Origin of the sequence: Mesorhizobium sp. M1006, from assembly GCF_040318825.1 — a bacterium.
Lineage (GTDB): Bacteria > Pseudomonadota > Alphaproteobacteria > Rhizobiales > Rhizobiaceae > Mesorhizobium.
The window spans coordinates 22,010-35,058 of record NZ_JAMYMZ010000012.1; the positions used below are offsets into that span (position 1 = coordinate 22,010).

The following is a 13,049-nucleotide window of genomic DNA, read 5'->3' on the forward strand; positions in this document are numbered from 1 at the left end:
TGTGCCCTTATGAGACGCCAATCCGGCCAATTCAAGGGTGAAGCCCATAGTCCCGGTTGCGCCGCGCTTGACGCAAACAGGCTTTTGATGTCGATACGCCGCCAAAGAGGCCCTAGAAGCATGAACGCGCTACCAGCAAATCCTCCGGGCGAGAGCCATGCCGCGCTGCTCGGCCGGCTGGGCGGCCGTTCCATCGTCTTTGTCGGGCTGATGGGCGCCGGCAAGACGGCGATCGGCCGCAAGGTGGCGGCGATGCTGGCACTGCCCTTCATCGACAGCGACCAGGAGATCGAAACTGTTTCGCGCATGAGCGTCCCGGACCTGTTCGAGCGCTATGGCGAGGCGGAGTTCCGGGCACTGGAGCAGCGCGTCATCCTGCGTGTGCTGGAGCACGGGCCGCAGGTGCTGTCGACCGGCGGCGGCGCCTTCATGAACGCGCAGACGCGCGAGGCGATCGCCAGCCATGGCGTTTCGGTTTGGCTGAAAGCCGAGATCGACCTGTTGATAGAGCGCGTTTCCAAGAAACAGAACCGGCCGCTGCTGAAAAGCGCCGATCCGCGCGCCGTGCTGGAACGGCTGATGGCGGAACGCTACCCGGTTTATGCCGCGGCCGATGTCATCGTGCCGACCCGCGACGACCGCAAGGAGATCATTGCCGCCGAAGTGGTGGACGCGCTGCGCGGCCATCTCGGCGTTGCCGATATTGACGAGGTGCGGTCGTGAGCGCTGATGCAACGGTCACTGTCGAAGTCGGGCTTGGCGAGCGTGCCTACGACATTTTGATCGGCCCCGGCCTGCTGTCACGCGCCGGCGCCGAGATCTCGCGCCGTCTGCCGGGAACGCGGGCGGCGGTCGTCACCGACGAAAACGTCGCTAGCGCGCATCTCGCAGCGCTTGCGGCCGGCCTGGCAAGCGGTGGCATCCAACATGCCGTCATCACGCTGCCGCCAGGCGAAAAGACCAAGAGCTTTGCGCATCTCGAGGAGGTGGTCGACGGCGTGCTGGCCGCCAAGCTGGAGCGCGGCGATGTCGTCATCGCGCTCGGCGGCGGCGTCATCGGCGACCTGGCCGGCTTCGCCGCCGGCATCGCGCGGCGCGGCATGAACTTTGTGCAGGTTCCGACCTCGCTGCTGGCGCAGGTCGATTCCTCCGTCGGCGGCAAGACCGGCATCAACAGCAAGCGCGGCAAGAACCTGGTCGGGGTATTCCACCAGCCGAAGCTGGTGCTGGCCGACACCGAAGTGCTCGACACGCTGCCGATCCGCGAGTTTCGCGCCGGCTATGCCGAACTGGCCAAATACGGGCTGATCGACCGGCCCGAGTTTTTCGCCTGGCTGGAAGAAAACTGGCGTCAAGTGTTTGCCGGCGGGCCGGAGCGGGCTGCGGCCATCGCCGAGGCCTGTCGTGCCAAGGCCGACGTCGTTGCCCGCGACGAGTTCGAGACCGGCGACCGCGCGTTGCTCAATCTCGGCCACACCTTCGGTCATGCGCTGGAGGCGGCGATCGGCTATGACGGCGCAAGGCTCGTGCATGGCGAGGGCGTCGCCATCGGCATGGCGCTGGCGCACCGCTTTTCGTCAAGGCTCAATTTGGCGAGCCCCGACGACGCGGCGCGTGTCGAGGCGCATCTTCGCGCCGTCGGTCTGCCCTGGCGGATGGCCGACATTCCAGGCGAACTGCCCGACGCCGAGACGCTGTTCTCCTTCATCACCCAGGACAAGAAGGTGTCGCGCGGCGCGCTGACCTTCATCCTGACGCGCGGCGTCGGCCAGGCCTTCATCGCCAGGGATGTGCCGGCCTCGGAAGTGCTGGCGTTCCTCCGGGAGAACCATCCGGGTCGGCAGGAAAGCCGGCCGGGATGAGCCAGGCCGGCTGGATCGCGGCTGCCGTGCTCGCCGGCCTCGGCGTGCTGGGCTTCGTCTTGCGCCGGCGCCTGCTCGCCGCCTTCGGCTACGAGCTGCAACGCATGGAGCCGCAGCGCTCTGCGCGCGAGGAACTGCGCGGCGCCGTCGACGATTTCCGCCGCGACGGCCAGGTGGTGCGCGAGGACCGCGCCCGCATCGGCGGCCTGTTCGACCTCGAGGAGCTCGAAGTGTCGGACGTCATGGTCCACCGCACCAATATGCGCTCGGTCAACGCCGACGACCCGCCCGAAGCGGTGGTTCGCGAGATCCTGCAGAGCCCGCACACCCGCATGCCGTTGTGGAAGGGTTCGCTCGACAACATTGTCGGCGTGCTGCACGCGAAGGATCTGCTGCGCGCGCTGAACGAGGTCGGCAACGATTTTTCCAGGATCGACGTGATGAAGATCGCGTCGAAACCGTGGTTCGTGCCCGACACCACGACGCTTCAGGAGCAGCTCAATGCCTTCCTGCGCCGCAAGGCGCATTTCGCCATCGTCGTCGACGAATATGGCGAGGTCGAAGGGCTGGTGACGCTGGAGGACATCATCGAGGAGATCGTCGGCGAGATCGCCGACGAGCACGACATCGACATCCAGGGCGTCAAGCAGGAGGCCGACGGCTCCGTCGTCGTCGACGGCACGGTGCCGATCCGCGACCTTAATCGGGCGCTCGACTGGAACCTGCCGGACGAGGAAGCCACCACCATCGCCGGCCTTGTCATCCACGAGGCGCAGTCGATCCCGGACGAAAAGCAGGCCTTTACGTTTCACGGCAAGCGCTTCGTCGTCATGAAGCGCGACAAGAACCGTATCGCGCGGCTGAGGATCAAGCCGGCGATGCTTGGAGAATGACAGTGCGCACCTTGTGGCAGCCGTGGGCAGTCAGGCGTTGATGAAGATCGATCGGCGAAGCCTGCTTCTGGCGTCGATGGCGGCGCTGCTGCCGGGACAGGCTGCGGCGGCATTGCGGCTGCGTTCGCCGTCGCCCGAAACCTTCGACTATGGGCCGGCCAAGCTCGACATTTATTCCCGCGACGGCGCAAGCGGCCTGCCGGTCGTCTTTTTCGTCCATGGCGGCGCCTGGCGAGTCGGCAACCGCGGCAACGTCAATGCCAAGCCGCAATTCCTGCTCGACAATGGCTTCGGCTTCGTCTCGATCGACTACCGGATGCTGCCCAAGGCCGACGTCGCCACCCAGGCGGCAGATGTCGAACTGGCCTATCGTTACGTCCGCGCCAACATCGCCAGGCATGGCGGCGATCCGGACCGGATCGTCGCCATGGGCCATTCGGCCGGCTGCCATCTCGTCGCATTGACCGGGCTGCGCGGCGGCCTGCCCGGCGTCGCGGCGCTGGTTCTCGACGACACCAGGGCCTACGATCTGGAGGCGCTGGCCAGAAGCGGCGGCATGGCAGGGGTCTATGCCCGCGCCTTTCCCGATCCGGCGCAGTGGCGCGCGCTGTCGCCTGTCACCTACGTCGAAGGCCGCAAGCACCCGCCGACCTTCATCGCCCATTCGCGCGCGAAAGCCCGCGCGGCGGATGCGCAGGCCTTCGCCGGGCGTCTGCGCGCCACCGGAACCAGGGTCACGCTGTTCGACGGCAGCGCCTATTCGCACATGTCGATCAATCGCGACTTCGGCACCGAGGGCGATGCATTGACCGCCGCGGTGATGGCTTTCCTGAGGGCGAGCTTCGGCTGAAATTACCAGCGGGTCTTTTCGCCGGGCGCCGCCGGCTCGATCGCCAGGGCGTGCACGCCGGATTTCAATTCCTCGGCCAGCAATGTGTTGACGGCGCGGTGACGTTCGACGCGGCTCATGCCGGCAAAGGCTGGCGCGACGATGCGGACGCGAAAATGCGTCTCGCCGGTGCCGTCGAAGGTGGCGTGATGGCCGGAATCCACATGATGATGCCCGGCATGGAGATGGCTTTCGTTGATGACGGCCAGCCGTTCCGGCGAAAACGCCTTTTTCAGCTTGTCTTCCATCGTTGCCTGTATGGACATCGCCGCTTCCCTTCACCACATCTATGTCATCGCACAAAATTCGCAATTCGCCGGTTTTATGCCGCGATTCAGCGGTTAGGGCGATCATCGCGAAAATGTCAATTCTTGTTTCGCATCCGCGAACAGCCCATAAATGGGTGAGATGAAGCCGTACCCAAAATATTTCGAGAAGATTCGCATCCGCCCGGAGAAGGACGCGGAGCTGAAGTCGCGTTCGCCGATCTGCCAGTGGGATGGCTGCAAGGAGGCCGGTACCCACCGTGCCCCGGTCGGACGGATGAAGGAAGGCGAGTATTTCCAGTTCTGCTTCGATCACGTGCGCGAGTACAACAAGGGCTTCAATTATTTCTCGGGCGTTCCCGATACCGAGATCGCCCGCTTCCAGAAGGAAGCCATGACCGGCCACCGGCCGACCTGGAAAATGGGCGTCAACGGTGCCTCGACACGCTCCTCGCCCGACTTCGCACAGGCGCGCTCCGGCCGCGCCGGCTACTACAATCGCATGCGCGATCCGTTCGACCTGTTCAAAGGCCCGAAGGACCCGCGCGAAGCACGCGAGCGCAAGGCCAAGCCGCTTGAGGCCAAGGCACTGGAAACGCTTGGCCTTGATACAAAGGCAACTGGCAAGGATATCAAGGCGCGCTATAAGGAACTTGTGAAACGCCACCACCCGGATGCGAATGGCGGCGACAGAGGTTCGGAAGACCGGTTCCGCGATGTGCTCCAGGCGTATCGCGTGCTCAAGCAGGCAGGTTTGTGCTGAGCGACCATACGGTTCGTGTCGCTTTCCAACTTTCATAAGGTTGGAAAAGGCTCTAAGACCGCCCCCGAACAAAATCGATTGCCGGCGAAACGCGGCGTTTCGCTTGTGGAGATGTTGATAGAGATGAACAAGGTCGATCGCGACATCGCCAACCTGCCCGACACCACGGTGTCGGTGAAGGAGAAATTCGGCTTCGACTCCAAGATGGTGGTGCCGGCCTATGCGGTGACGAGCGAGCATGTCCCCGACATCGATCCGGACTACCTGTTCGACAAGAACACGACCATGGCGATCCTCGCCGGCTTTGCCTACAATCGCCGCGTCATGGTGTCGGGCTATCACGGCACCGGCAAGTCGACGCATATCGAGCAGGTCGCCGCCCGCCTCAACTGGCCTTGCGTGCGCGTCAACCTCGACAGCCATGTCAGCCGTATCGATCTCGTCGGCAAGGACGCCATCGTCGTCAAGGACGGGCTGCAGATCACCGAATTCCGCGATGGCATCCTGCCCTGGGCCTATCAGCACAATGTCGCGCTGTGCTTCGACGAGTACGATGCCGGCCGCCCGGACGTGATGTTCGTCATCCAGCGCGTGCTGGAATCGTCGGGCCGGCTGACGCTGCTCGACCAGAGCCGGGTCATCCGCCCGCACCCGGCCTTCCGGCTGTTTTCGACCGCCAACACGGTTGGGCTGGGCGACACCACCGGCCTCTACCACGGCACCCAGCAGATCAACCAGGCGCAGATGGACCGCTGGTCGATCGTTACCACGCTGAACTATTTGCCGCACGACAATGAAGTGAACATCGTGCTGGCCAAGGCCAAGCATTATCGCGACGGCAAGGGCAAGGAGATCGTCAACAAGATGGTCCGTGTCGCCGACATGACGCGCTCGGCCTTCATCAACGGCGATCTGTCGACGGTGATGAGCCCGCGCACGGTTATCACCTGGGCCGAGAATGCCGAAATCTTCGGCAATATCGGCATGGCGTTCCGGCTGACCTTCCTCAACAAATGCGACGAGCTGGAACGCTCGCTGGTGGCCGAGTTCTACCAACGCGCCTTTGGCGAAGATCTGCCGGAATCGGCGGCGAATGTGGTGCTGGGCTAAGCAGAGTCTCGATGGCGGGTCCGGGCGACAATACGCGAAACAAATCCAAGACCGGCGCTGAGAACGACAGCTTCAAGCGCGCCGTCACCGTCTGCATGCGCGCCATCGCCGGCGACAAGGATCTCGAGGTCGGTTTCGCCAAGGATCGGCCGGCGCTGGCCGGCAGCCGCGCCCGGCTGCCGGAACTGCCGAAGAAAGCGTCGAAGGCGGACATCGCCATCACCCGCGGGCTCGGCGATTCCATGGCGCTGAAGCGCGCCTGCCACGATTCGCGCATCCACACCAGGCTGGCCCCGGAAGGCAAACAGGCCCGCGCCATCTATGACGCGGTCGAGCAGGCCCGGGTGGAGGCGATCGGCAGCCGCGCCATGCAGGGCGTCGCCGACAATATCGGCTCGATGCTCGAGGACAAATACGCCAGGGCCAACCTCGTCGACGTCAAGGACAAGGCCGACGCGCCGATCGAGGAAGCGCTGGCGCTGATGGTGCGCGAAAAGCTGACCGGCCGCACTGTGCCGAAGAGCGGCGAACGGCTGGTCGATCTCTGGCGCCCCTGGGTCGAGGAAAAGGCCAGTGCCGACCTCGACGGGCTGTCGGCAAAGCTCGATGACCAGCAGGCGTTCGCCCGCGTCGTGCGCGAGATGCTCGCCTCCATGGAAATGGCCGAGGAGCTCGGCGATGACCAGGAGACGGAAGACTCCGAGGACAACGACGAAAACCAGCCGCAAGGCGAGGAGCAGAGCGAGGAGGGCGGCGAAGACGATTCCGGCTCCGAGCAGTCGCAATCCGAGGATACCGAGGCATCGTCGGACGACGAGCAATCGGCCGAGACGGAAGCCTCCGACGCCACCGCCGAGGATCTCTCCGACGATGACGACGCCGATGCGGAGACGCCGGGCGAGGCGCGCCGCAACGACAATCCCTTCACCAATCTGCCGAAAGAGATCGACTACAAGGTCTTCACGACCGCCTTCGACGAGACCGTAGGTGCGGAGGAACTGTGCGAGGAGGAGGAGCTCGACCGGCTGCGCGCCTTCCTCGACAAGCAGCTCGCCAACCTTTCCGGCGTCGTCGGGCGGCTGGCCAACCGGCTGCAGCGCCGCCTGATGGCGCAGCAGAACCGCTCCTGGGATTTCGACCTCGAAGAAGGCTATCTCGATCCGGCACGGCTGGTGCGCGTCGTCATCGACCCGATGCAGCCGCTGTCCTTCAAACAGGAGCGTGATACCAAATTCCGCGACACGGTGGTGTCGCTGGTGCTCGACAATTCGGGTTCGATGCGCGGCCGGCCGATCACCGTCGCCGCGACCTGCGCCGACATCCTGGCGCGCACGCTGGAACGCTGCGGCGTCTCGGTCGAAATCCTCGGCTTCACCACCCGCGCCTGGAAGGGCGGGCAGGCGCGCGAGAAATGGCTGAAGGAAGGCAAACCGCCGAACCCCGGCCGGCTCAACGATCTGCGCCACATCATCTACAAATCCGCCGACCACCCGTGGCGGCGGGCGCGCCGCAATCTCGGCCTGATGATGCGCGAGGGCCTGCTCAAGGAAAACATCGACGGCGAGGCGCTGCTGTGGGCGCACAACCGGCTGATCGCGCGGCCGGAGCAGCGCAAGATCCTGATGATGATCTCCGACGGCGCGCCGGTCGACGATTCGACGCTGTCGGTCAACCCCGGCAATTATCTCGAGCGGCATCTGCGGGCCATCATCGAACTCATCGAGACGCGCTCGCCGGTCGAGCTTTTGGCCATCGGCATCGGCCACGACGTCACCCGCTACTATCGCCGCGCCGTCACCATCGTCGATGCCGAAGAACTGGCCGGCGCCATGACCGAGCAGCTGGCCTCGCTGTTCGCCGAGGAAACCGTGCGCGACACGCGGCGCGGCGGCATGCGGCGCGCCGGATGATTTTTTCCCGCGGCGGCTTTTGGCAGAAGCTTTTGGCCGCCAGTGCGTTGTTAGGCATCAGTTTGGCGCCAGCTGTCGCTGCCGGCCCGGCCTCGGTCGAGCCGGCCGAAATCACGGCACGGCCGATCAGCGAATTCCACATCGGCCGGCCGGACAAACAGTTCGGGCCGCTCGAATTCATCGGCGGGCTCGAAATGACCTCGTCGACGCGCGATTTCGGCGCGCTGTCGGCACTTCGGTTCCTCGAGCCCGGCAGCGATTTCATCGGCGTCGCCGACACCGGCTTCTGGTTCTTCGGCACCCTCGTCCACGATGCCGAGAAGCGGCCTTCCGGCATCCAGAATTTTCGCATGCAGCAGATGGTCGATGCGGCCGGCCAGCCGATCGACGAGAAATGGGCGGTCGATGCCGAAGGCCTCGCGGTCAAGGACGGTATTGCCACGGTCGGTTTCGAGGGCGATCACCGTATCGCAGAGTTCAAGATCGATCCGGACGGCATGAAGGTGCCGTTCAGGCAATTGGACTTCCTGATCCCAGCCTGGGAACTTCGCCGCAATCGCGGCTTTGAGACCGTCACCCGCGCCAGTCCCAACGGGCAGCACGCGGGCGGACTGGTCGTGGTGTCGGAAAAGAGCCTCGACAAGGCCGGCAACATCTTTGCCGCGATCATCGAAGGGCCGCACAAGGGCGTCTTCACCGTCAAGCGCAATGGCGATTTCGACATCACCGACGGCGCCTTCCTGCCGGACGGCGACCTGTTGCTTCTGGAGCGCAGTTTTTCGATGGCCGGCGGCGTCAAGATGCGGCTGCGGCGCATCTATGGCGAAGGCGTCGAGAAGGGCGCCGTCGCCGACGGGCCGGTGCTGCTCGAAGCCGACATGGGCTACCAGATCGACAACATGGAAGCGCTCGACGTCTGGACCCGCGACGATGGCGCGCTGATCGTGTCGCTGATGTCCGATGACAACCACTCGATCCTGCAGCGCAATCTTTACCTGGAATTTGTGCTGCACGAGGATTGACGCGCGACAGGCCTGCTGGCTGACAGCATCGCTGGCATTTCCGCGCCGTTTTGCAGCGCAGGCAATTTCCCCTGGCAATGACCCGCGTCGCGGGTTTTCCAGCCGGCTCTCACCATCTGAAAAAATACTTTAGTCGTGACTTGACAATTTGTGTCATCGGCGAAATACTCAAGTCCATGCTTAAGTGTTCCGAGATCGACAGCATCCTGCGGGCTCTTGCCGAGCCGACGCGCCGGGCAATCCTGGAAAGGCTGAGCCGCGGGCCGGCCACCGTCAGCCAGTTGGCGGAGCCGTTCGGCATGACCTTCGCTGCCGTGCTCCAGCATCTCCAGGCGCTGGAAGCGTGCGGGCTGATCCGCAGCGAGAAGGTCGGACGCGTGCGCACCTGCCGGATCGAGCCCGGCGGGCTGGCCCCGCTCGCCGACTGGATCGCCGCGCGCCGTACACCGGCCGAACGCCAGCTCGACCGTCTCGGCCAGATCCTGGCGGAGACTGACCAACCGGACGCAACACTCCACGACCAGGAAAAGGACGACAAGAAATGAACCAGATTGCCCCCGTGAACGACCAGTCCGTCATCCATTCAAGCTTCACGATCGAGCGGACCTACCCGCAATCGCCCGAGAGCGTCTTCCTCGCCTTTGCCGACAAGGCGACGGTGCGGCGCTGGCGCGTCGAAGGCGACGGCTTCACCATCGCCGAATTCACCTTCGATTTCCGTGTCGGCGGCAGCGAGGTTTCGCGGTTCAGCTACCAGGGCGGCCCGGAGATCAGGCTCGATGCGCAGTTCCAGGACATCGTCCCTGACCGGCGCATCGTATTTTCATACCGGATGGCGGTCGGGGCGCAGCCGCTGTCGGCGTCGCTCACCACGGTCGAGCTTGCCCCTTCCGGCGAGGGCACCCGCCTGACCTATACCGAACAGGGTGCGTTCTTCGATGGCGTCGATTCAGCGCAAGGGCGCGAGGAGGGCACACGCGGGCTGCTGCAGGCGCTCGCCGCCGAGCTTCAGAAGGCGAAGTAGAGGTTCGCGGGTGTACCGGGCGGCGTCCACCAAGGCCCGCCCGGATTGCGAGGTGGTGGCCTATTGCCCCTTGGTCGCGAGCCAGACGATGTGACGGGCGCCGCGCTTGCCGTGAGCCCGCACCTTGACCTCCTCGACCGTGAAGCCGGCCTGCTTGAGCCTTCGGGTGAAACCTGCGTCAGGGCCCTGCGACCAGACCGCCAGCACACCGCCGGGCTTGAGAGCTGCTCTCGCGCTGATCAGGCCGGCTGCGCCGTAGAGCGCATCGTTGGCCTTGTAGACGATGCCCTCGGGGCCGTTGTCGACATCGAGCAGGATCGCGTCCCAGGCCGAAGCTTGCGATCGGATGAGCTGACCGACATCGGCCTCGCGAATGCCGACACGCCGGTCGTCAAGGCAACCGTCGAAAACTTCGGCCATCAGGCCGCGCGCCCACGCCACGACCGCCGGCACCAATTCGGCAACGGTGACCTGCGCATCGTCGCCGAGCTCGGCCAGCGCCGCGCGCAAGGTAAAGCCCATGCCGAGGCCGCCGATCAGGATGTTTGGGGTCCGGCGGCCGGCAATCCTTTGGCAGGACAGTTTCGCCAGCGCCTCTTCGGAACCGCTGAGCCGGCTGTTCATCAGCTCGTTGGCGCCAAGCATGATCGAGAATTCGCCGCCGCGCCGCTTCAGGCGGAGTTCCCGTCCGCCGTCAGGCGTTTTTGCCGAATCAAGCTGGACCCAAGGGATCATGCTCGATAGCCTTTGAGCATGATCTTGTCCGAAAACCGGTTCCCACTTTTCGCTAACGCGGACCTTTGGTTCGGGATCATGCTGCCAGTGCCGGTTGGCTCCAGCGGGCGGCAAGCAGCCGGTAGGGGATCAGCGCCACCACCGCTATGACCAGCTTGACGCCGAGATCGCCGAGCGCCCAGGAAATCCAGCGCATCGTCTCGACCGGCAGCACGCCCATCAGCGGCGCGGTTTCCAGCGCAAAGCCGTCGTTGGGCCCGGCGAAGGCGAACGCCGCCGCGAAGGCGACGGTGAAAAACACCACCGTATCGAAAACGGAGCCGACCAGCGTGCCGACGATCGGCGCGCGCCACCAGCTCTGCCGGCGCAGCCGGTTGAATACGGTGACGTCGAGCAACTGCGCGGTGAGGAAGGCGGCGCCCGAGGCAGCGGCAATGCGCACCAGCCGGTCGGCGGCGGTCTCGAATTCGATCAGGCCGTGGCGAAACAGCAGCGGTGGGATGACGATCGAGCAGATCACCGCTGTCATGAAGCCGACAAAGACGATCCTGCGCGCCACCGCCGGCCCATAGCGGCGGTTGGCGAGATCGGTGACCAGGAAGGAGAACGGATAGGTGAAGGCGCCCCAGGTCAGGATGTCGGCCAGCGACAGCCCGCCGATTGAACCTTGCATCGGGAACTGCACGAGGATGTTCGAGGCCACGACGACGAGCGCCATGGCCGCCACGAAGGGCAGGTACCGCGAGAGGAAAATCATTTTTTTATCCTGGGTAATGGAACCAGCGGAACGCGATCCGGAGTTCGGACCCCGCCCTGGAAGGCGCTGCCGCCGAAAAACTCAGGCGGCCGGCTGCTCGGCGATCTTCTTGGCGATCTGCTTCTTCAATAGGCGGGCGCGCTGCGACAATTCCTTGGCATCGGCCTTGGCCAGGAAGGCGTCGAGGCCGCCGCGATGCTCGACCGAACGCAATGCGTTGGCCGAAATGCGCAGGCGCACGTTCTGGTTCAGCGCTTCCGAGATCAGCGTCACATTGACGAGATTGGGCAGGAAGCGACGCTTGGTCTTGTTGTTGGCGTGGCTCACATTGTTGCCGGACATGACTGCCTTGGCAGTGAGTTCGCAGGTGCGGGACATGGTTCTAACCTTCGGTTCTCGGTCCTGGCCAAACATTCGACCCGCGCCGGGTGGCGCGCGGTTTCGGTCAGGCGGCCTTATGGAAAAAGTTGGCGTTCCATAGTTGCATTTCGCCGAGGCGTCAAGCTTGGGGTTGGTTAGTGCCAAGGGAATCAATCAAAAGATGACCGATGCCGGCGCTGCCCCTCATCCGCCTGCCGGCACCTTCCCCCGTATAGTGACGGGGAGAAGGGGCTGGGCCGCAGGCTCGGCGCTTTCTGCAACTCCGCAAATTGGCGAAACCGTTTGCAAGGCGACCTTCTCCCCGTCCCTATACGGGGAGAAGTGCCCGGCAGGGCGATGAGGGGCTGCGCAAACCTGTCGCGATTTTCCAGGTGGCCACATTTTGTTCTTGCTTTGTGCCGGCAGCTATGCTACTAATTTCGGTATGGTGCTAATTGGCTCCAACGACCCGCCCGTCGAGGCGGGTTTTTTATTTTGGCCGTCGACCAGCCCCACCGTCCCTGCCGACGCCGCCTTCACATTAAGGCCGGAATTCAGCCTATAAGCGGTCGCACAGGGACATGCCAGATCGGAGCCGCCCGTCTCCGGTCGACAATCAAGGACCCGCCCATGCCTCGTTCTTTCCTCCATGCCCTGGTCGTGCTGTTGGCCGTCGCGCCGCCGACAACGGCTTCGGCCGCTGAGCCGCAATCCTTCACGGGCGAGTATTCGGTGTCGTTCCTCGGCCTCTCCGTGGCCAAGGCGAAATTCTCCAGCCATTACGAGGGCGACACCTATTCGATCGAGGGCAGCGTTTCCGCCGCCGGGCTCGCCACTTTGTTCGACGATACGCGGGGCACGATCTCGTCGAAGGGCAAGATTTCGGGCAAGCAGTTGCAGCCGCAAGCGTTCCACGCCGACTACACGTCCGGCAAGAAGGCATCGATGATCGACATCCAGTTTGCCAACGGCGTCGTCACCTCGACCAAGGTCGTGCCTGAACCGAAGAAGCGCAATCCCGAGAATTGGATACCGCTGGCCGGCAGCCATCTCGTATCGGTCCTCGATCCGATGGCCGCCACCGTCATCCATGCCGACAGCCTCGACCAGGTCTGCGGGCGCACGGTGAAGCTCTATGACGGCGAAATGCGTGCCGATCTGAAACTGACCTACGAGTCCAAAGGGTCGATCTCGGTGGCCGGCTACAAGGGCGATACGGTCACCTGCAGGCTGGGCTTCGAGCCGGTGGCCGGTTACCGCAAGAACCGCAAGGCGCTGAACTACCTGAAGAAACGCAGCCGCATCATGGTGACGTTTGCACCGGTCGGCCAAAGCGGCGTATATGCGCCGATCCGCGCCACGGTCAGCACGCAAATCGGCCCGTTGACGATCAGCGCGGAGCGGTTCGAAGCAAACGAATAGGCGTGACGGTGCGCCGCCAACGATGGGCAGGGGGCG

Annotated in this window: 15 protein-coding genes; 11 read left to right on the forward strand and 4 right to left on the reverse strand. The window is 64.3% G+C overall.

What is annotated here, in order from left to right; all coding sequences use genetic code 11:
• The first annotated feature begins 120 nt into the window (after nucleotides 1-120).
• The 4 genes from NKH60_RS13955 to NKH60_RS13970 are packed head-to-tail and all read left to right on the forward strand — an operon-like array spanning nucleotide 121 to nucleotide 3,605.
• A complete protein-coding gene (locus NKH60_RS13955) occupies nucleotides 121-723 on the forward strand; it encodes a shikimate kinase (RefSeq protein ID WP_352831622.1) in 603 nt (200 codons plus the stop codon).
• Nucleotides 720-1,862: a 3-dehydroquinate synthase gene (aroB, locus tag NKH60_RS13960; protein ID WP_352831624.1), complete on the forward strand. Its 1,143-nt coding sequence runs from the start codon at nucleotides 720-722 to the stop codon at nucleotides 1,860-1,862. Before NKH60_RS13955 ends, aroB begins: the two co-directional genes overlap by 4 nt.
• Entirely contained in the window at nucleotides 1,859-2,755 is an 897-nt protein-coding gene (locus tag NKH60_RS13965; protein WP_352471453.1) for an HlyC/CorC family transporter, read from the forward strand. Before aroB ends, NKH60_RS13965 begins: the two co-directional genes overlap by 4 nt.
• 40 nt (nucleotides 2,756-2,795) lie before the next feature.
• Nucleotides 2,796-3,605: an alpha/beta hydrolase gene (locus tag NKH60_RS13970; RefSeq protein WP_352471492.1), complete on the forward strand. Its 810-nt coding sequence runs from the start codon at nucleotides 2,796-2,798 to the stop codon at nucleotides 3,603-3,605.
• Between the two features lie 2 nt (nucleotides 3,606-3,607).
• Here NKH60_RS13970 and NKH60_RS13975 read toward each other — a convergent pair whose 3' ends face one another.
• Nucleotides 3,608-3,910, reverse strand: a complete 303-nt coding sequence (locus NKH60_RS13975; protein WP_352471452.1) for a BolA family protein — start codon at nucleotides 3,908-3,910, stop codon at nucleotides 3,608-3,610.
• 133 nt (nucleotides 3,911-4,043) lie between these two features.
• Here NKH60_RS13975 and NKH60_RS13980 point away from each other — a divergent pair, with 133 nt between their 5' ends.
• The 6 genes from NKH60_RS13980 to NKH60_RS14005 all read left to right on the forward strand — a co-directional run bounded on the left by NKH60_RS13980 (nucleotide 4,044) and on the right by NKH60_RS14005 (nucleotide 9,739).
• Nucleotides 4,044-4,673 carry a J domain-containing protein gene (locus NKH60_RS13980; RefSeq protein WP_036238769.1) on the forward strand — a complete coding sequence of 210 codons (630 nt, stop codon included), beginning with the start codon at nucleotides 4,044-4,046 and terminating at the stop codon, nucleotides 4,671-4,673.
• Nucleotides 4,674-4,796: 123 nt separating this feature from the next.
• Entirely contained in the window at nucleotides 4,797-5,783 is a 987-nt protein-coding gene (gene cobS, locus NKH60_RS13985) for a cobaltochelatase subunit CobS (RefSeq protein ID WP_352872512.1), read from the forward strand.
• An 11-nt stretch (nucleotides 5,784-5,794) separates the two neighbouring features.
• On the forward strand, nucleotides 5,795-7,693 hold the full coding sequence (cobT, locus tag NKH60_RS13990; RefSeq protein WP_352816737.1) for a cobaltochelatase subunit CobT: 1,899 nt from the start codon (nucleotides 5,795-5,797) through the stop codon (nucleotides 7,691-7,693).
• Nucleotides 7,690-8,715, forward strand: coding sequence for an esterase-like activity of phytase family protein (locus NKH60_RS13995; RefSeq protein WP_352849976.1), 1,026 nt, complete (start codon nucleotides 7,690-7,692; stop codon nucleotides 8,713-8,715). The genes cobT and NKH60_RS13995 overlap by 4 nt, the downstream gene beginning before the upstream one ends.
• 176 nt (nucleotides 8,716-8,891) lie before the next feature.
• Nucleotides 8,892-9,260 (forward strand): ArsR/SmtB family transcription factor, encoded by a 369-nt coding sequence (locus tag NKH60_RS14000; RefSeq protein ID WP_352831734.1) that lies wholly within the window; start codon nucleotides 8,892-8,894, stop codon nucleotides 9,258-9,260.
• Nucleotides 9,257-9,739 (forward strand): SRPBCC family protein, encoded by a 483-nt coding sequence (locus tag NKH60_RS14005; protein WP_352831629.1) that lies wholly within the window; start codon nucleotides 9,257-9,259, stop codon nucleotides 9,737-9,739. The genes NKH60_RS14000 and NKH60_RS14005 overlap by 4 nt, the downstream gene beginning before the upstream one ends.
• A 60-nt stretch (nucleotides 9,740-9,799) precedes the next feature.
• Here NKH60_RS14005 and NKH60_RS14010 read toward each other — a convergent pair whose 3' ends face one another.
• The 3 genes from NKH60_RS14010 to rpmB all read right to left on the reverse strand — a co-directional run bounded on the left by NKH60_RS14010 (nucleotide 9,800) and on the right by rpmB (nucleotide 11,609).
• Nucleotides 9,800-10,474, reverse strand: coding sequence for a spermidine synthase (locus NKH60_RS14010; protein WP_352831631.1), 675 nt, complete (start codon nucleotides 10,472-10,474; stop codon nucleotides 9,800-9,802).
• Nucleotides 10,475-10,550: 76 nt separating this feature from the next.
• On the reverse strand, nucleotides 10,551-11,231 hold the full coding sequence (locus NKH60_RS14015; protein WP_352505074.1) for a queuosine precursor transporter: 681 nt from the start codon (nucleotides 11,229-11,231) through the stop codon (nucleotides 10,551-10,553).
• An 81-nt stretch (nucleotides 11,232-11,312) separates the two neighbouring features.
• Nucleotides 11,313-11,609 (reverse strand): 50S ribosomal protein L28, encoded by a 297-nt coding sequence (gene rpmB / locus NKH60_RS14020; RefSeq protein ID WP_352505075.1) that lies wholly within the window; start codon nucleotides 11,607-11,609, stop codon nucleotides 11,313-11,315.
• A gap of 612 nt (nucleotides 11,610-12,221) precedes the next feature.
• Here rpmB and NKH60_RS14025 point away from each other — a divergent pair.
• Nucleotides 12,222-13,013, forward strand: a complete 792-nt coding sequence (locus tag NKH60_RS14025) for a DUF3108 domain-containing protein (protein ID WP_352831633.1) — start codon at nucleotides 12,222-12,224, stop codon at nucleotides 13,011-13,013.
• Nucleotides 13,014-13,049 lie beyond the last annotated feature (36 nt).